This window comes from Pseudomonas sp. Pseusp21, assembly GCF_059492145.1.
In genome coordinates this window covers 3,462,236-3,478,929 of sequence record NZ_CP168520.1, presented here as the reverse complement: position 1 = coordinate 3,478,929, position 16,694 = coordinate 3,462,236, and the positions used below count along the sequence as shown (strand labels likewise).

The following is a 16,694-nucleotide window of genomic DNA, read 5'->3' as shown; positions in this document are numbered from 1 at the left end:
GGGCAGGAGGCTTCAGATGGTGCAGTTGTGTTCGATCGAACAGGCGGTGGACGACGTGCTGGCGCGGTTGCCGGCGCATATCCACATGGGCCTGCCGCTGGGGCTGGGCAAACCCAATCCCTTCGTCAACGCGCTGTACCGGCGGGTGGCCGGGTTGCCCGAACGGCAGCTGACGATCTACACCGCCTTGTGCCTCGGCCGTCCGGCCTTGGGCGATGGTTTGCAGAAGCGCTTCATCGAGCCCTTCGTCGAGCGGGTGTTCGGTGATTACCCAGAACTGGAATTCCTCGCCGATCTGCACCGCGATAGCCTGCCGGCCAACATCCGCATCGAGCAGTTCTTCATGCAGCCGGGCAGCCTGCTCAACAGCGCGCCGGCCCAGCAGGATTACGTCAGCAGCAACTACAGCCACGCCGCCCGCGACATCAACGCCGCCGGCCTGAACCTGGTGGCGCAGTTGCTCGCCAGCAGCAGCGAACACCCGGATCGCCTGAGCCTGAGTTGCAACCCGGACATCACCCTCGACCTGTTCCCGATGATCGCCAAACGCCGGGCAGCGGGGGAGACCATTCTGCTGGTCGGGCAGGTGCACACCGAGCTGCCGTACATGCCGGGCGATGCCGAAGTCGATATCGACACCTTCGACCTGCTGATCGACGAGAAGGACAGCAGCACGCTGTTTTCCACGCCGAACATGCCTGTCGGGTTTCAGGATCATTTCATCGGTCTGCACGCCAGTACCCTGGTGCGCGATGGCGGTACTTTGCAGATCGGTATCGGCTCGATGGGCGATGCGCTGACCGCCGCGTTGCTGGCGCGTCAGGCCGACAACGCCGGATACCAGGACTTGCTGGCCGATGTGAACCTCAGCCAATGGGCGCAGTTGATCGAACGCGAGGGCGGCATCGAACCCTTCGCCAAAGGCCTGTACGGTTGCAGCGAAATGTTCGTCAACGGCCTGCTGGTGCTGGCCGAAGCCGGGATCATCCGGCGCAAGGTCTACCCGGATGTGCAGACCCAGCAGCAGGCCAACGCCGGGACCCTCGACGAGGCGGCGCAAACCGATGGCATCTCGATCCACGGCGGTTTCTTCCTCGGGCCGCGCAGTTTCTATGAACGCTTGCGTGAGTTGCCGCGGAGCAAACGCCTCGAATTCAACATGACCCGCATCAGCTACATCAACGAGCTGTACGGTCAGGAAGAACTCAAGCGCCTGCAGCGTCTGGATGCACGATTCATCAACACCGTGTTCACCATTACCCTGCTGGGCGCCGGGGTGGCGGATCAACTGGAAGACGGGAGAGTGCTCAGCGGCGTCGGCGGGCAGTACAACTTCGTTGCCCAGGGCCATGCGCTGCACGATGCGCGTTCGATTCTGCTGCTGCGCAGTTGGCGCGAATCCGGCGGCGATGTCAGTTCGAACATTGTCTGGGAGTACGGCCATTGCACGATTCCACGGCACCTGCGCGATATCGTGGTGACTGAGTACGGCATCGCCGATCTGCGCGGCAAGTCGGATGCGGTGGTAATCGAGGCGCTGTTGAATATCAGCGACTCGCGCTTCCAGCAGGGCTTGATCGAGCAGGCGCAGAAGGTCGGCAAGTTGCCGAAGGATTTCCGTCTCGATCCGCGCTTTACCGACAACACCCCACAACGCTTGCAGGCGATTGCCGCGCGGCATCCGAACCTGTTTCCGGAGTATCCGCTGGGCTGCGATTTCACGGAGGTCGAAAAGGATCTGTTGCGGGCGTTGAACTGGCTCAAGAGCAAATTCAAGCTGACCGAGATTCTGGAACTGGGCAAGGCCGCGCTGGATGCGCCTGAGGCTTCGCTGTATCCGGAGCATCTGGCGCGCATGCAGCTCACCGATCCGGAAGGTTTGAAGGAAGACCTGTTTCAGCGGTTGCTCCTTACTGGCCTCAAAGCTACCGCGCAATAACTCCAACACCCGAAGCAACTGTGGGAGCCAGCCTGCTGGCGATTGCTATCCGCCAGTCCTGAAGATGTTGACTGACACGACGCCATCGCCAGCAGGCTGGCTCCCACAGAGGTAATGCGGTGTTGCTTACTCGATGAAGGTAACCACGCCATCCTTCAGCGATTTCACGCGAGCCAGCGACTCGACGCGGTAACCCTGCGAATCCAGCTCCGCACGGCCGCCCTGGAACGACTTCTCGATCACGATGCCCAGGCCAGCGACGGTGGCGCCGGCCTGCTTGATGATCGAGATCAGCGCCTGGGACGCCTTACCGTTGGCCAGGAAGTCGTCGATGATCAGCACACGGTCGCTGCTGGTCAGGTGGCGCGGGGAGATGGCCACTGTGCTTTCGGTTTTCTTGGTGAACGAGTAAACGGTCGCCGACAGCAGGTTTTCAGTCAGGGTCAGGGACTGTTGCTTGCGGGCGAAGATCACCGGCACGCCGAGGTTCAGACCGGTCATGATCGCCGGGGCGATGCCCGAGGCTTCGATGGTGACAATCTTGGTGATGCCCGAATCCTTGAACAGCGAGGCGAATTCGTCGCCGATCAGCTTCATCAGGGCCGGGTCGATCTGGTGGTTCAGGAAGGCGTCGACCTTCAGGACCTGGTCGGAAAGCACAATGCCTTGTTCGCGGATTTTCTGGTGCAATGCTTCCATGAAGCTGTCCTCATTTGGCGCTTTGTGCGCCGAAGGTCTAGTAAAAAGTGGTCAATTCTAGCGCTTTAACATCGCGCGTATATCAGCCAGTGCGCTGTTGCCCCGCACGGCTTTGACTTCGGTCGGTGTGTCGTCGTTGCCTTCCCAGGCCAGGTCGTCCGGCGGCAGCTCATCAAGGAAGCGGCTTGGCGCGCAGTCGATGATCTCGCCGTACTGTTTGCGCTTGGCGGCGAAGGTAAACGCGAGGGTCTGGCGCGCGCGGGTAATGCCCACGTAGGCCAGGCGGCGTTCTTCTTCGATGGTGTCGGCTTCGATGCTGGAGCGGTGCGGGAGGATTTCCTCTTCCATGCCCATGATGAACACGTAGGGGAATTCCAGGCCCTTGGACGCATGCAGGGTCATCATCTGGACGCCTTCGGCGCCGTCTTCCTCTTCCTGCTGACGTTCCAGCATGTCACGCAGGACCAGTTTGCCGATGGCGTCCTCGACGGTCATTTCGCCGTCTTCGTCTTTTTCCAGGGTGTTCTTCAAGGCTTCGATCAGGAACCAGACGTTGCTCATCCGGTAGTCCGCGGCCTTGTCGCTGGAGCTATTGGTGCGCAGCCAGTTCTCGTAGTCGATGTCCATGACCATGCTGCGCAGGGCGGAGATCGGGTCTTCGCCGGCGCACTGCTCGCGCACCTTGTCCATGAAACGCTTGAAGCGCGACAGGCGATCGGTGAAGCGGCTGTCCAGATGCTCGCCCAGGCCGAGTTCGTCGGTGGCGGCGTACATCGAGATCTTGCGTTCGGTGGCGTAGTTGCCGAGCTTTTCCAACGTCGTGGAGCCGATTTCCCGGCGCGGCACGTTGATCACCCGCAGGAAGGCGTTGTCGTCGTCCGGGTTCACGATCAGGCGGAAGTAGGCCATCAGGTCTTTCACTTCCTGACGGCCGAAGAAGCTGTTGCCGCCGCTCAGACGGTACGGCACCTGATGGTGCTGCAGTTTCAGCTCGATCAGCTTGGCCTGGTAGTTGCCGCGATAGAGGATCGCGAAATCGCTGTACGGGCGGTCGGTGCGCAAATGCAGGCTGAGAATTTCCATGGCCACGCGCTCGGCTTCGGCGTCCTCGTTGCGGCAGCGGATCACGCGGATCTCGTCGCCGTGGCCCATCTCACTCCACAGCTGCTTCTCGAATTCGTGCGGGTTGTTCGAGATCAGCACGTTGGCGCAGCGCAGGATGCGGCTGGTGGAGCGGTAGTTCTGCTCCAGCATCACCACTTTCAGGGACGGATAGTCGTCCTTGAGCAACATCAGGTTTTCCGGCCGCGCGCCGCGCCAGGCGTAGATCGACTGGTCGTCGTCGCCCACCACGGTGAACTGGTTGCGTTTGCCGATGAGCATTTTCACCAGCAGGTACTGGCTGGCGTTGGTGTCCTGGTATTCGTCGACCAGCAGGTAACGCACCTTGTTCTGCCATTTTTCGAGGATGTCGGCGTGCTCTTCGAAGAGTTTCACCGGCAGCAGGATCAGGTCGTCGAAGTCCACCGCGTTGAACGCCTTGAGCGTGCGCTGATAGTGGGTGTAGACGATGGCGGCGGTCTGTTCCTTGGGGTTACGGGCGTTTTCCAGGGCCTGGGCCGGCAGGATCAGGTCGTTTTTCCAGGCGCCGATCATGTTCTTGATCTCGTCGACGCCGTCGTCGCCTGCATATTCCTTCTGCATGATGTCGGTCATCAGCGACTTGACGTCGGTTTCATCGAAGATCGAGAAACCGGGTTTGTAGCCCAGCCGTTCATGTTCCTTGCGGATGATGTTCAGGCCCAGGTTGTGGAAGGTGCAGACCGTCAGCCCGCGTCCTTCACCTGGACGCAGCAGGGTGCCGACACGTTCTTTCATCTCGCGCGCGGCCTTGTTGGTGAAGGTCATGGCGACGATGTACTGGGCGCGGATGCCGCAGTTCTGGATCAGGTGCGCAATCTTGCGCGTGATCACGCTGGTCTTGCCGGAGCCAGCACCGGCGAGCACCAATAGAGGGCCGCCGACGTAGTTCACGGCTTCTTGCTGCCGGGGATTGAGTCGGGACATACGAAAATTCGGGAGTCGTTGACGAAATGGGCCGGCATTTTAACAGGCTCAGCGATTTGTGCTGCTCTCTCCGACTTGTGACGCAGCACGCGATTCAAATTTGCCGGTTTTGTTACTTTCACGCAGGATGCGCGGTGATTTTGCGGCTAATGTTCTCATTCGTGACACAAAATAACGTTTTGATAACCGTTGTCGTTTGGTCATTGGTTGCCGCAACGGCATAATGCCCGCCGCCCACATCATTGCAGAGTCTAGGGAGTCAGCTTGACTACGCCTGTCGAACCCTTGCGTTTGCTGCTACTGGCCGAAGAGCCAGCGTGGACAGCGTTATTGCGCGAGTGTCTGGCGCCGTTGGGAAGTACGGCGGTGCTGATCAGCGCGCCGAGCTGGGAGTCGGTCAGCAGCCTGTTCGAAGACAACCGCCACGCGGTGTTGTTGACCGTTCCCGCGTTGCAGCCGGCGCCCGGCCGTTGCAGCCTGCCGACGGTGTTGCTGTTGGAACACGAGCCGGCGACCGCGCCCGACGGCGTCAGCGACTGGCTGGTGTTCGATGCCCTCGATCCCGGCATGCTCCGGCGTTGCCTGCGGCATGTGCGCGAACGCGGCGTGCTGGAAAACACCCTGCAACGCCTGGCCGAACAGGATCCGCTGACCGGCATCGCCAACCGCCAGGGCTTCCAGACCCTGCTGACGGCGCGCCTCGCCGAAAACGACGGTCGCGGCCTGGCCCTCGGGCACCTTGATCTCGACAACTTCCGTCACGCCAACGACGCCCTTGGCCACCAGGCCGGCGACCGCCTGATCCTGCAAGTCGTCGCACGGCTGAAAAGTCAGCTGGAAGTCGGCGATCAACTGGCGCGCCTCGGCAGCGATGAATTCGCCTTGCTGATCGATACCCGCCGCGCCCCGCAACGGGCCGAATGGATGGCCGAGCGCATTACCGAAGCCCTGGCCGAACCTTATTGGGTCGACGGGGAAAGCCTGTTGATCGGCTCCAGCCTGGGCATCGCCCATGCCCGCGCCCAGGGTGGTGCGGATCCGCTGATGTGGCACGCGCATATCGCCATGCAGCAGGCCAAGAGCACTCAGGGCTGCACCTTTCACATCTTCAACGAGCGGATCAACCGCAACGCGCGGAGCATGGCCGACCTCGAAAGCGAGCTGCGCCGGGCGTTGCGCCGTGACGAGCTGGAGCTGCACTACCAGCCGCGCCTGAACCTGCAGGACGGCCAGATCGTCGGCCTCGAAGCGCTGGTGCGCTGGCGCCATAGCGAACGCGGCCTGCTGCCGCCGAGCGAATTCGTGCCGCTGGCGGAGCAGAGCGGCCTGATCGTGCCGCTGGGTTATTGGGTGATATCCCGGGCCCTGCGCGACATGCAGGCGTTGCGCGAACGCGGACTGCCGGCGCTGCACATGGCGATCAACCTGTCGTTCCGCCAGTTTCAGGACAGCCAGTTGCTGCCGACGCTCAGCCGTCTGATCGCCGAGCGCGGCGTCGAGGCGCAGTGGCTGGAATTCGAACTCACCGAAACCGCCGTGATGCGCCGCAGCGATCTGGTCAAGCAGACCATGGACGCCCTCGGTCGCCTCGGCGTGCGATTTTCGCTGGATGATTTCGGCACCGGGTTCTCATCGTTCGTGCACCTCAACAGCCTGCCGATCACCTTGCTGAAGATCGACAAGAGCTTTGTCGGCGGCATGGAGCAGCGTGAAGAGAACCGCAAACTGGTGCACGCGATGATCAATCTCGCGCACAACCTGCACCTGGAAGTGGTGGCCGAAGGGGTGGAAACCCGGGAGCAACTGGATCTGTTGCGCGGGTTTGGCTGTGATCAGGTGCAGGGTTACCTGATCAGCAAGCCGTTACCGTTGGCGGAACTGGTTGAATATCTGGTGGTTGACGCCAGCCAGCCGCCGCTGGGTATCGTGGTTTAGCCTCAAATCCCTGTGGGAGCGAGCTTGCTTCCACAGGGAAACTCATTCCGGCTGAGCGATCTTGAAGCCTTGAGATTGCGGCTCGAGCCGAATCATCCGCTTCATCTTCCATTCGAACGCCAGCGTCAGGCTCACCGCCGCGCAGGCCAGCCCCAGCGCCAGACCCCACCAGACGCCGGTCGGCCCCCAGTGCAGATGGAACGCCATCAGCCACGCCGCCGGCGCACCGATCAGCCAGTAGCAAACGAGCCCGACCAGGAATGTGGTCTTGGCATCCTTGAGCCCGCGGATGCAGCCCATGGCAATCGTCTGCGTGCCGTCGAACAGCTCGAACCACGCCGCCACGGCCAGCAGGCTCACGGCCAGACGAATCACTTCGGCAAACGCCGGGTCGTTATGGTCGAGGAACAAACCGACCAACTGATTCGGCAGCAACCAGAACACCATCGCAAACCCCAGCATCACCACTGCACCGAAGACGATGCCGACCCGTCCCGACATCCGCGCATCGTTCAATTGCCCGGCGCCGTAATGCTGGCCGACGCGCATGGTGATCGCATACGACATCCCCGCAGGAACCATGAATGCCACCGAGACGATTTGCAGGGCGATCTGATGCGCCGCCAGTTGCGTGCTGCCCATGGTGCCCATGCACAGCGCCGCGAAGGCGAACAGCCCGACTTCCACCGCGTAGGTGCCGCCGATAGGCAGGCCCAGGCGCCAGAGTTCTTTCAAATACTGCCGATTTGGCCGCGACAGACCTTCGCGAAGCGGGTAGGCGTCATAGGCCGGATGCCGGCGAATGTGCCAGGCCAGTGCCAGCGCCATGCAGTTGGCAACGATCGCCGTGACCAGACCGATACCGGTCAGCCCCAGTTTCGGCAGGCCGAACAGGCCGGTGATCAGCGCGTAGTTGAGCAGGAAGTTGGCCACCGTACCGGCGAGGCTGATGACCATCACCGGCGTTGCCCGGCCGATGGCGCTGGTGAATCCGCGCAAGGCCATGAAGCTCAGGTAGCCGGGCAGGGCGAACGGCAGGGCGATCAGAAATTGCCCGGCGGCGTTGACGTTGGTCTCGGTCTGGCCGAATAGCAAGAGCACCGGTTTCAGATTCCACAACAGCAGCCCGGCACCGAGCGCCATCAGCCACGCCAGCCACAATCCGGCCTGGGTCAGGCGGGCGGCGCCGATGATGTCGCCGGCGCCCTGACGAATCGCCACCAGAGTGCCGACCGCCGCGATCACGCCGATGCAGAAGATCGACACGAACGAATAGCTCGCCGCGCCCAGACCGCCACCGGCCAGCGCTTCGGGACTGAGGCGCGCCATCATCAGGGTGTCGGTCAGCACCATCAGCATGTGCGCCAACTGCGAGGCGATCAACGGCCCCGCCAGCCGCAGGATGGCCCAGAGTTCGGTACGCACAGGACGCTGCATGGCGTTCACATCCTTATAAAAGAGGGAGCAAGAGACTGTCGATTCTCAGGGTTTGGCGCAGGTTGCACAAAGGGATAAAAAGGATGGATGGCATGATTAAAACTCATCCTGCCGTGATTCTGCTAAGTTGGCGCAATCCCGCCATAGGAGCGCTGTGCATGTCCCGTCGTCTTCCACCCTTGTATGCCCTGCGCGCATTCGAAGCGGCGGCCCGCCACAGTTCGTTCACCCGGGCAGCCGAAGAGTTGTCGATCACTCAAAGTGCGGTGAGCCGGCACATCCGCACGCTCGAAGAGCATTTCGCCTGCCGCTTGTTTCACCGCAGCGGGCGCAACCTGCAACTGACCGAGTCTGCGCGCCTGCTGCTGCCGGGCATCCGTGATGGCTTTGCCGCGTTGGAGCGGGCCTGCAATACCTTGCGCGCCGAAGATGACATCCTGCGCATGAAAGCCCCGTCGACCCTGACCATGCGCTGGTTGCTGGCGCGGCTCAGTCGTTTCAGGCATTTGCAGCCAGGCAACGAAGTGCAACTGACCAGCGCGTGGATGGACGTGGACTCGGTGGACTTCAACAACGAGCCCTTCGATTGCGCGGTGCTGCTGAGTGACGGACATTTCCCGCCGGACTGGGAAGCCAGCCTGCTGTTTCCGGAGGAGCTGATTCCGGTTGGCGCGCCAAATCTGCTCAACGATCAGCCGTGGGACGTGGCGCGGCTGGCCAGCGCCGAGCTGCTGCACCCGACGCCGGATCGCCGGGACTGGCGCAGTTGGCTGGAACACATGGGACTGTCGGAACAGGTGTCGCTCAAGGGCGGGCAGGTGTTCGACACCCTGGAGCTGGGCATGATCGCGGCAGCCAGGGGCTATGGGGTGTCCATGGGCGATCTGCTGATGGTGGCCGAGGATGTCGCGCAAGGGCGCTTGAGCCTGCCCTGGCCGACGGCGGTCGCCAGCGGACTGAATTATTACCTGGTATGGCCAAAGACCCGCCCCGGAGGTGAACGTTTGCGCCGCCTCAGCGACTTCCTGCAAGGCGAAGTCCGCGCCATGACGCTGCCGGCGGTCACGCGCTTGAGCTGAATCGTTCGAGCCTGCACAATGCCGGCCTTTCGCCATAACCCTGCTGTTCGCTCAAGTATTCGGTTTTACCGCCGAATACGTGCATGTGGAACCGTCGTGCCGGTTACCACGATTCACCCCCATTAGAAAATTATCCGAGCTGCGATCAAGGAGGATCGGAAGTTCGGCCAGGAGCTGTCCATGTCTCAACCTCGCGCTCGGATCGCCTCGCAGCTGGGCCTCGCGCTCGCCGTGATACTGGCGATTGTCATCAGCGGCAGTACAGTCTTTGCTTTGCGTTCGCTGGATACCGCCAACCTCGCCACACGTGAGGAGCACCTCGCCAGTGAGGCGCGTCTGCTCGCCGACCAATTGAGCACCTTCCACGGCACGCTGCGCGAAAGCACCCAGCGCCTGAGCGGGTTGTTCGAGAAGCGCTTCAGCGCCGGCCTGAGCATTCATCCGAGCGAGCCGGTGACCGTGGCCGGCACCCAGACGCCGGGCCTGCACCTGGGCAGCGAAGTGTTGAACAACAACTTCAAGGAAGTCGACGAGTTCAAGCAGATGACGGCGGGCGTTGCCACGCTGTTCGTGCGCAGCGGCGAAGACTTCATTCGCGTCAGCACCTCCCTGAGCAAACAGGACGGCACCCGCGCCATCGGCACCGTGCTCGACCACGCTCACCCGGCCTATGCGAAGTTGATGGCGGGGCAGGGTTACGTCGGCCGCGCCTTGCTGTTCGATCGTTCCTACATGACTCAGTACACCCCGGTGCGTGACAGCAGCGGCAAGGTAATCGCGGTGTTGTTCGTCGGCTTCGATTACACCGACGCGCAGAACGCCCAGTTCGCCAATCTCAAGCGCTTCCGTATCGGCCAGACGGGCTCGCTGGCGCTGCTGGACGAGAAGAACCAGTGGCTGGTGGCACCGGCCGGTGTGCAGGCGCTGGATCAAGCGATTCCTGTAATCAACGATCTGGCGAAAGCGCCGGGTAAAGGCCGGTTCTGGAGCGACAAGTCCGAAGATTTCTACAGCATCGCCGTGCCGTTCGAGGGTGGGCCATGGTCGGTGGTGGCGAGCATGCCGAAGGCCGAGATCCGCGCGGTGACCTGGAGCGTCGGCACCCAGCTGGCCATCGGCAGTCTGCTGGCGATGCTGCTGGCGGTCGGCTCCGTGGTCTGGTTGCTGCGCAGCAAGCTGGCGCCGCTGGGCGATCTGGTGCGTCAGGCCGAAGCCCTGGGTGCCGGTGATCTGAGCGTGCGCCTGAGCGTGTCGAGCAACGACGAGATCGGTCAGCTGGCTCGCGCGTTCAACCAGATGAGCCAGGCCCTGTCGACCATGGTCGAGCACATCCGCCGCGCCTCCGAAGAGGTCAACCGTCGGGCTCAGGCGCTGTCCGGTCTGTCCGGCGGCGCCTATGAAGGCATGGAGCAACAGTCTGGCGAAATCACCAGCATGGCCGGTGCAGTTGAAGAGTTCTCCGCCACTTCGCTGAACATTGCCGACAACATGGGCAACACCCAGCGCCTTGCCCAGGAAAACGCGCAGCAGACGCAGATCGGTCGCACGTCGATGGAGGAAGCGTCTTCCTCGCTGGAGCAGATTGCCGGCGCACTGAACACCACCGCGACCGTGATCAACACGCTCGGTCAGCGTTCCCAGGAAATCGGCGGCATCGTCAGCGTGATCACCTCGATTGCCGAACAGACCAACCTGCTGGCACTCAACGCCGCCATCGAAGCCGCCCGTGCCGGTGAACAAGGTCGCGGCTTTGCCGTGGTGGCCGACGAGGTGCGCAGCCTGGCCTCGCGTACCCGTCAGGCGACGGATGAAATTTCCAGCATGATTCACAGCATTCAGCAGGAAACCGGCAACGCCATCAGCAACATGGAGCAGGGCAATCTGCTGATGCAGGAAGGGCTGTCGCGCAACGCCAACGTCGCTTCGGCGCTGGCGCGCATTGACGAGCAAAGTCGCTCGGCGGGTGAGCAGTTTGCCGCGATCACCACCGCGACTCAGGAGCAGAGCAGCACCGCGACTTTGCTCAGCAGCAACTTGCAGAGCATCGCGATGGCCAACAGCGAGCAGCGCGAAGTGGTGTCGAACCTGGCCATCACCGCCAAGGAACTGGAAGGCCTGGCAGCCGACCTGCGCCAAGAGGTCGACCGCTTCCGTTGAGGCGTCTCTGAAATAGCGATCGCGAGCAGGCTCGCTCCCACAGGATCTATGTTGGACTTGTGGGAGCGAGCCTGCTCGCGATTGGGGCCACCCCAAACTCAGCACTTACTGAGTCGCCGGCCGATACTGCAACGCTTCGGCCAGATGCTCGCGACTGATATCTGCGCACTTTTCGAGATCCGCCAGCGTCCGCGCGACCTTGAGCAGCCGGTGCGCCGAGCGCAGCGACAAGGTCAATCTTTCGCACGCGTTCTCCAGCCAGGTTTCATCGGCTGTGGATAACTTGCAGTGCTTCTTCAGCCCCGGCAAATCGAGAAACGCATTGGCGCAACCCTGGCGTTTTTGCTGACGCTCGCGGGCCTCAGCGACCCGCGTGGCCGCGCTGGCGCTGTCCTCTCCCGGTTTTACCGCAGGGTTCAGCGCTGTCGCCTCCCGCGCTACTGTCAGGTGCAAATCGATCCGGTCCAGCAACGGCCCCGACAGTTTGTTGCGATAGCGCTGCACCATGTCCGGTGTGCATGAGCATTTGCCGCTCGGTTCGCCGAGATATCCACAGGGGCAGGGATTCATCGCCGCCACCAATTGGAATCTCGCGGGAAACCGCACCCGTTCCTTGGCCCTTGCGATCACGATGCAGCCGGATTCCAGCGGTTCGCGCAGCACCTCCAGCACCTTGCGATCAAACTCGGGCAGCTCATCGAGAAACAGCACACCGTGGTGGGCGAGGGTAATTTCGCCGGGTTGCGGCTTTGAGCTGCCTCCGACCAGCGCCGGCCCGGAGGCCGAGTGATGCGGTTGGCGGAACGGGCGTTGCGGCCAGTGAGTCAGCGGCGCGCCGCTGGCGACGGATTGAATCGCCGCCACTTCCAGCGCTTCACTCTCGGTCAGCGGTGGCAGCAGCCCTGGCAAACGACTGGCCAGCAATGTCTTGCCCGTCCCCGGTGGCCCGCTGAGCAGCAGGTTGTGGGCACCGGCGGCGGCAATCAGCAGCGCCCGTTTGGCCGCCAGTTGGCCCTGGACTTCATTCAGGTCGGGATAGGGTTTGGCAGCATGGATCAGCCCGTCCGAGACATAAGGCTCGACTGGCGTATGCCCGTTGAAATGCGCCACAGCCTCCAGCAGATGATCCACCGCAATCACCCTCAGTCCCGACGCCAGACACGCCTCTTCGGCATTCGCCCGCGGCACCACCAGCGTCCGCCCGGCCTTGCGCGCTGCCAGTGCCGCCGGCAACACCCCGCGCACCGCCCGCACGGCGCCGGATAACGCCAGTTCGCCAAGGCACTCCACATCATCCAGCGTCAACGTCGGCACCTGCACACTCGCCGACAGAATCCCCAGCGCAATCGCCAGATCGAACCGCCCGCCATCCTTGGGCAGATCCGCCGGTGCCAGATTCAGAGTGATCCGCCGCGCCGGAAACTGCAGCCCGGAATTGATGATCGCACTGCGCACCCGGTCCTTGCTCTCTTTTACCGCCGCCTCGGGCAAGCCGACCATGGTCAGCGAGGGCAGGCCGTTGGCCAGGTGAACTTCGACGGTGACGGCGGGGGCATCCACGCCAATCTGGGCGCGGCTATGGACGATGGCGAGGGACATGGTCGTTCCTTGAGTTGAATCGGGGGGCCGCTTCCTGCGGGTTTTTGAAGGGTAGTCGGGGAGGGGAGTGTTGGAGGGACGGTTGCCTGGGCAAACCTTCACTGGATGTTGCGGTCGACAGCCGCACATATCTCGAGGCGAAAAAAAACCGCCTTGAGGAGACGGTTTTCAGTTGCAGGCTTCGGTGAGGCCAAGGCCTGCGCGTCCTTAGTGGACACACTCACGTTTGCTCAGGTTATGCAGGTTTGATCGCTGGCACAAGCATCAACGAAATTCCGCCAACCAGTTGCGGGCTGGGATGAGGACTCACTCAGCCGGCGGCGTCAGCTTCGCTTCCAGCTCCGCCACCTTCGCCTCAAGGCTCTCGAGCCGGGCGCGAGTGCGCGCCAGCACCACCATCTGACTGTCAAACTCTTCGCGGCTCACCAGGTCCAGTTTGCTGAAGGCACTTTGCAGCAGCATCTTGAACTGGCTTTCGATTTCGGCTTTTGGCAAGGGCGTGTCGCCGCTGAACAGGCGGGAGGCGGTGCCGCTCAGGGCGTCGAGGAAGTCTTTGGGCGCGAGCATGGGATATGTCCTGGAAACAATGGCCGGCAGTGTATCACGCAGTGTCTATAGTCATTGGCGCAGGCACGGATGCACGCTTTTCGCGCAACAGGATGCACGGCCGCGCACCGTTGTTGTGCGTATCCCGAGTGCCATTTGGGTGATGGCATCTGCGGCAGCGGCCAAGGGATTGAAATCAGTGGTTTTTGGCGAGATGGCAAGCTTTCTGCTTAGTCACCTTCGACCCATGCACTGATGCAGTCGCTGTGACGAATGCAGTGCGGCAGACGGAGCGGGGAGTTTCGTCTGGAGCGGTTAGCTGGCGTCGACAACGAAGCGTTACAAAGCCAGGCACTGCGCTTAGACTTGAGTCGGGTTTGTTTTCCTGGGGCAAGTCCACCAATTCGGGAGAGAGTTTCATGAAGCTAGTCACTGCCATCATCAAGCCGTTCAAGTTGGACGACGTGCGCGAGTCGCTGTCCGAAATCGGCGTGCAGGGCATTACCGTTACTGAAGTCAAAGGCTTCGGTCGGCAGAAGGGGCACACCGAGCTGTATCGCGGCGCGGAGTATGTGGTCGATTTTCTGCCCAAGGTGAAAATCGACGTTGCCATCGACGACAAGGATCTGGATCGGGTTATCGAGGCGATAACCAAGGCTGCCAACACCGGCAAGATCGGTGACGGCAAGATCTTCGTGGTCAATCTGGAACAGGCGATCCGCATCCGTACCGGCGAAACCGATACCGACGCGATCTAAACGCCGCCACAAACCCAACGCCCCAGGAGAAAACAATATGACTCTGCGTAAATTCGCAGGGCTAGGAGCCCTGTTGTCTATCGTAATGCCCGGCCTGGCCATGGCGGCAGACGAAGTGGCAGCCCCAGTCCTGAATTCCGGCGACACTGCCTGGATGCTTACTTCCACAGCCCTCGTGCTGTTCATGACCATTCCCGGCCTCGCGCTGTTCTACGGCGGCATGGTCCGGTCGAAAAACATTCTTTCCGTGATGATGCAGTGCTTCGCCATTACCGGTCTGATCAGCGTCCTGTGGGTCATTTATGGCTACAGCATCGCGTTCGACACCACCGGCATGGAGCAGGGCGTCGTCAACTTCAATTCGTTCGTGGGCGGTTTCGGCAAGGCGTTCCTGGCCGGCGTCACCCCAGCGAGCCTGACCGGCCCGGCGGCGCTGTTCCCCGAGGCGGTCTTCATCACCTTCCAGATGACCTTCGCGATCATCACTCCGGCGCTGATCGTCGGTGCGTTCGCCGAGCGGATGAAGTTCTCCGCGATGCTGATCTTCATGGGCATCTGGTTCACCCTTGTCTACGCACCGATCGCGCACATGGTCTGGTCCGGCAACGGCGGCCTGATGTGGGACTGGGGCGTGCTCGACTTCGCCGGCGGCACCGTGGTACACATCAACGCCGGTGTGGCCGGTCTGATTGCCTGCCTGGTACTGGGTAAACGCAAAGGTTTCCCGACCACCCCGATGGCGCCACACAATCTGGGTTACACCCTGATGGGCGCGGCGATGCTGTGGGTCGGCTGGTTCGGCTTCAACGCCGGCTCCGCTGCGGCCGCCAACGGCACTGCCGGCATGGCGATGCTGGTGACCCAGATCGCGACCGCCGCTGCTGCATTGGGCTGGATGTTCGCCGAGTGGATCACTCACGGCAAACCAAGCGCACTGGGTATCGCATCCGGCGTCGTTGCAGGTCTGGTCGCGATCACTCCGGCCGCTGGCACCGTGGGCCCGATGGGCGCACTGGTGATCGGTCTGGCAGCAGGCGTGGTGTGCTTCTTCTGCGCCACCACCCTGAAACGCAAACTCGGTTATGACGACTCCCTGGACGCCTTCGGAGTGCACGGTATCGGCGGTATCCTCGGCGCGATCCTGACCGGTGTGTTCGCTGCACCGTCGCTGGGTGGCTTCGGCACCGTCACCGACATCGCCGCACAAGTCTGGATTCAGTGCAAAGGCGTCGGCTTCACCGTGATCTACACCGCCATCGTCACTTTCATCATCCTCAAGGTGCTGGATGCCGTGATGGGTCTGCGCGTGACCGAGGAAGAAGAATCGGTCGGCCTGGATCTGGCACAACACAACGAGCGCGGCTACAACCTGTAAGCACGCGCCGCAAAAAACTTGCCCGGCTTGCCGGGCATTTTTTTATCTGGAATTTGTCTTCCCTGATACAGCTGAAAGGATTTTTCGTACTGCTTTGGTCGTGTTTACGACGAGGGTTTTTCTGCGGCCAAAGGCTTACATCATTGAAGGAATATTAGGGCCTTTGTTTTTTTCCAGAGCGCGCTAGAATGCGCCCCGAACGTGCGGAGAACTGTATGTGGCAACAGACTCTGATAACCCTGCGGGCACGGCCCCGGGGCTTTCATCTGGTGACGGACGAGTTGCTCGCCGGTCTGCCTGAACTCAAGGCATGCCGGGTCGGTCTGTTGCATTTGTGGCTGCAGCATACCTCGGCGTCGTTGACCATCAACGAGAACGCCGATCCGGCGGTACGTCGCGACTTCGAACGATTTTTCAATCGTCTGATCCCACAAGGAACAGACGGCTATGAGCATAACGACGAAGGCCTGGACGACCTCCCGGCGCACTTCAAGGCCAGCGTGCTGGGCTGTCAGATCAGTTTGCCGGTAACGGCGGGTCGACTGGCACTGGGCACCTGGCAAGGCGTTTACCTGGGCGAGCACCGTGATCATGGCGGTGCCCGTAAAGTCCTCGCCACCTTGCACGGTGAAGGGGCATAAACCGTTGGTCACCAATGGTTACTGATTTTTTTCCGGCGACTTTCGACAGTCGCCAAAGCTGGTCTATAACTAATCTGCTTTTCGCAAGTCATGAGGTAGAACATGAGCGACGATGATCTGGAAAACGACGACCTCGAAGTAGGCGACGAAGACGAGGCCGAAGACGGTCTGGAAGCAGCAGCGGAAGACGCTGCTGAAGACGATGGCGGTGACGATACGCCGGTCCCGGCTGCCAAAGGCAAGGCCAAGGCGGCGGTGTCGGTCGACGAGTTGCCGAGCATCGAAGCCAAGAACAAGGAGCGCGATGCCCTGGCCAAGGCCATGGAAGAGTTCCTTGCGCGCGGCGGCAAGGTGCAGGAAGTGGAGGCCAACGTGGTCGCCGATCCGCCCAAGAAGCCGGACAACAAGTACGGCAGCCGCCCTATCTGAGGCGTGGCGCTTGCTTGCTGAAAAAGCCCGCCG

The 16,694-nt window shown here is 61.8% G+C and carries 13 protein-coding genes; 8 read left to right on the top strand and 5 right to left on the bottom strand.

Annotated elements, in window-relative coordinates; genetic code table 11:
• Positions 1–16 precede the first annotated feature (16 nt).
• On the top strand, positions 17–1,939 hold the full coding sequence (locus ACEN93_RS15895) for an acetyl-CoA hydrolase/transferase C-terminal domain-containing protein (RefSeq protein WP_495610251.1): 1,923 nt from the start codon (positions 17–19) through the stop codon (positions 1,937–1,939).
• A gap of 126 nt (positions 1,940–2,065) precedes the next feature.
• On the opposite strand, the gene ACEN93_RS15890 is transcribed toward ACEN93_RS15895, so the two are convergent.
• On the bottom strand, positions 2,066–2,638 hold the full coding sequence (locus tag ACEN93_RS15890; protein ID WP_007920398.1) for a xanthine phosphoribosyltransferase: 573 nt from the start codon (positions 2,636–2,638) through the stop codon (positions 2,066–2,068).
• 57 nt (positions 2,639–2,695) lie between these two features.
• Positions 2,696–4,705 (bottom strand): DNA helicase Rep, encoded by a 2,010-nt coding sequence (gene rep / locus ACEN93_RS15885; RefSeq protein ID WP_039765244.1) that lies wholly within the window; start codon positions 4,703–4,705, stop codon positions 2,696–2,698.
• A gap of 264 nt (positions 4,706–4,969) precedes the next feature.
• On the opposite strand from rep, the gene ACEN93_RS15880 reads away from it, so the two are divergent.
• The gene (locus tag ACEN93_RS15880) at positions 4,970–6,640 is read left to right on the top strand and encodes a putative bifunctional diguanylate cyclase/phosphodiesterase (RefSeq protein WP_039765245.1); all 1,671 of its coding nucleotides are present in this window, start codon (positions 4,970–4,972) and stop codon (positions 6,638–6,640) included.
• Positions 6,641–6,682: 42 nt separating this feature from the next.
• Here ACEN93_RS15880 and ACEN93_RS15875 read toward each other — a convergent pair whose 3' ends face one another.
• The gene (locus tag ACEN93_RS15875) at positions 6,683–8,077 is read right to left on the bottom strand and encodes a NorM family multidrug efflux MATE transporter (RefSeq protein ID WP_074690005.1); all 1,395 of its coding nucleotides are present in this window, start codon (positions 8,075–8,077) and stop codon (positions 6,683–6,685) included.
• A gap of 158 nt (positions 8,078–8,235) precedes the next feature.
• On the opposite strand from ACEN93_RS15875, the gene ACEN93_RS15870 reads away from it, so the two are divergent.
• Positions 8,236–9,156: a LysR substrate-binding domain-containing protein gene (locus tag ACEN93_RS15870; RefSeq protein ID WP_039765247.1), complete on the top strand. Its 921-nt coding sequence runs from the start codon at positions 8,236–8,238 to the stop codon at positions 9,154–9,156.
• A gap of 180 nt (positions 9,157–9,336) precedes the next feature.
• Complete coding sequence (locus ACEN93_RS15865; protein ID WP_039765249.1) at positions 9,337–11,313, top strand: methyl-accepting chemotaxis protein; 1,977 nt, start codon at positions 9,337–9,339, stop codon at positions 11,311–11,313.
• A 105-nt stretch (positions 11,314–11,418) separates the two neighbouring features.
• Here ACEN93_RS15865 and ACEN93_RS15860 read toward each other — a convergent pair whose 3' ends face one another.
• Together ACEN93_RS15860 and ACEN93_RS15855 are read right to left on the bottom strand one after the other, a co-directional pair.
• Positions 11,419–12,912: a YifB family Mg chelatase-like AAA ATPase gene (locus ACEN93_RS15860; protein WP_074690007.1), complete on the bottom strand. Its 1,494-nt coding sequence runs from the start codon at positions 12,910–12,912 to the stop codon at positions 11,419–11,421.
• A 306-nt stretch (positions 12,913–13,218) separates the two neighbouring features.
• Complete coding sequence (locus tag ACEN93_RS15855) at positions 13,219–13,479, bottom strand: accessory factor UbiK family protein (RefSeq protein ID WP_011336527.1); 261 nt, start codon at positions 13,477–13,479, stop codon at positions 13,219–13,221.
• A 398-nt stretch (positions 13,480–13,877) separates the two neighbouring features.
• On the opposite strand from ACEN93_RS15855, the gene glnK reads away from it, so the two are divergent.
• The 4 genes from glnK (at position 13,878) to sutA (ending at position 16,661) form a co-directional block, all read left to right on the top strand.
• Entirely contained in the window at positions 13,878–14,216 is a 339-nt protein-coding gene (glnK, locus tag ACEN93_RS15850) for a P-II family nitrogen regulator (protein WP_002555808.1), read from the top strand.
• Between the two features lie 37 nt (positions 14,217–14,253).
• Complete coding sequence (locus tag ACEN93_RS15845; RefSeq protein WP_007951904.1) at positions 14,254–15,591, top strand: ammonium transporter; 1,338 nt, start codon at positions 14,254–14,256, stop codon at positions 15,589–15,591.
• Between the two features lie 215 nt (positions 15,592–15,806).
• Positions 15,807–16,232: a secondary thiamine-phosphate synthase enzyme YjbQ gene (locus ACEN93_RS15840; RefSeq protein ID WP_039765261.1), complete on the top strand. Its 426-nt coding sequence runs from the start codon at positions 15,807–15,809 to the stop codon at positions 16,230–16,232.
• Positions 16,233–16,334: 102 nt separating this feature from the next.
• Positions 16,335–16,661 carry a dormancy-specific transcriptional regulator SutA gene (gene sutA / locus ACEN93_RS15835; RefSeq protein ID WP_039765264.1) on the top strand — a complete coding sequence of 109 codons (327 nt, stop codon included), beginning with the start codon at positions 16,335–16,337 and terminating at the stop codon, positions 16,659–16,661.
• Positions 16,662–16,694 lie beyond the last annotated feature (33 nt).

Excerpts from the sequence above, each read along its gene's own strand:
- ACEN93_RS15855 (WP_011336527.1), bottom strand. The coding sequence starts at position 13,479 with ATGCTCGCGCCCAAAGACTTCCTCGACGCCCTGAGCGGCACCGCCTCC.
- ACEN93_RS15870 (WP_039765247.1), top strand. The coding sequence starts at position 8,236 with ATGTCCCGTCGTCTTCCACCCTTGTATGCCCTGCGCGCATTCGAAGCG.
- glnK (WP_002555808.1), top strand. The coding sequence starts at position 13,878 with ATGAAGCTAGTCACTGCCATCATCAAGCCGTTCAAGTTGGACGACGTG.
- ACEN93_RS15875 (WP_074690005.1), bottom strand. The coding sequence starts at position 8,077 with ATGCAGCGTCCTGTGCGTACCGAACTCTGGGCCATCCTGCGGCTGGCG.
- ACEN93_RS15865 (WP_039765249.1), top strand. The coding sequence starts at position 9,337 with ATGTCTCAACCTCGCGCTCGGATCGCCTCGCAGCTGGGCCTCGCGCTC.
- ACEN93_RS15895 (WP_495610251.1), top strand. The coding sequence starts at position 17 with ATGGTGCAGTTGTGTTCGATCGAACAGGCGGTGGACGACGTGCTGGCG.
- ACEN93_RS15860 (WP_074690007.1), bottom strand. The coding sequence starts at position 12,912 with ATGTCCCTCGCCATCGTCCATAGCCGCGCCCAGATTGGCGTGGATGCC.
- ACEN93_RS15890 (WP_007920398.1), bottom strand. The coding sequence starts at position 2,638 with ATGGAAGCATTGCACCAGAAAATCCGCGAACAAGGCATTGTGCTTTCC.
- sutA (WP_039765264.1), top strand. The coding sequence starts at position 16,335 with ATGAGCGACGATGATCTGGAAAACGACGACCTCGAAGTAGGCGACGAA.
- ACEN93_RS15840 (WP_039765261.1), top strand. The coding sequence starts at position 15,807 with ATGTGGCAACAGACTCTGATAACCCTGCGGGCACGGCCCCGGGGCTTT.
- ACEN93_RS15845 (WP_007951904.1), top strand. The coding sequence starts at position 14,254 with ATGACTCTGCGTAAATTCGCAGGGCTAGGAGCCCTGTTGTCTATCGTA.
- rep (WP_039765244.1), bottom strand. The coding sequence starts at position 4,705 with ATGTCCCGACTCAATCCCCGGCAGCAAGAAGCCGTGAACTACGTCGGC.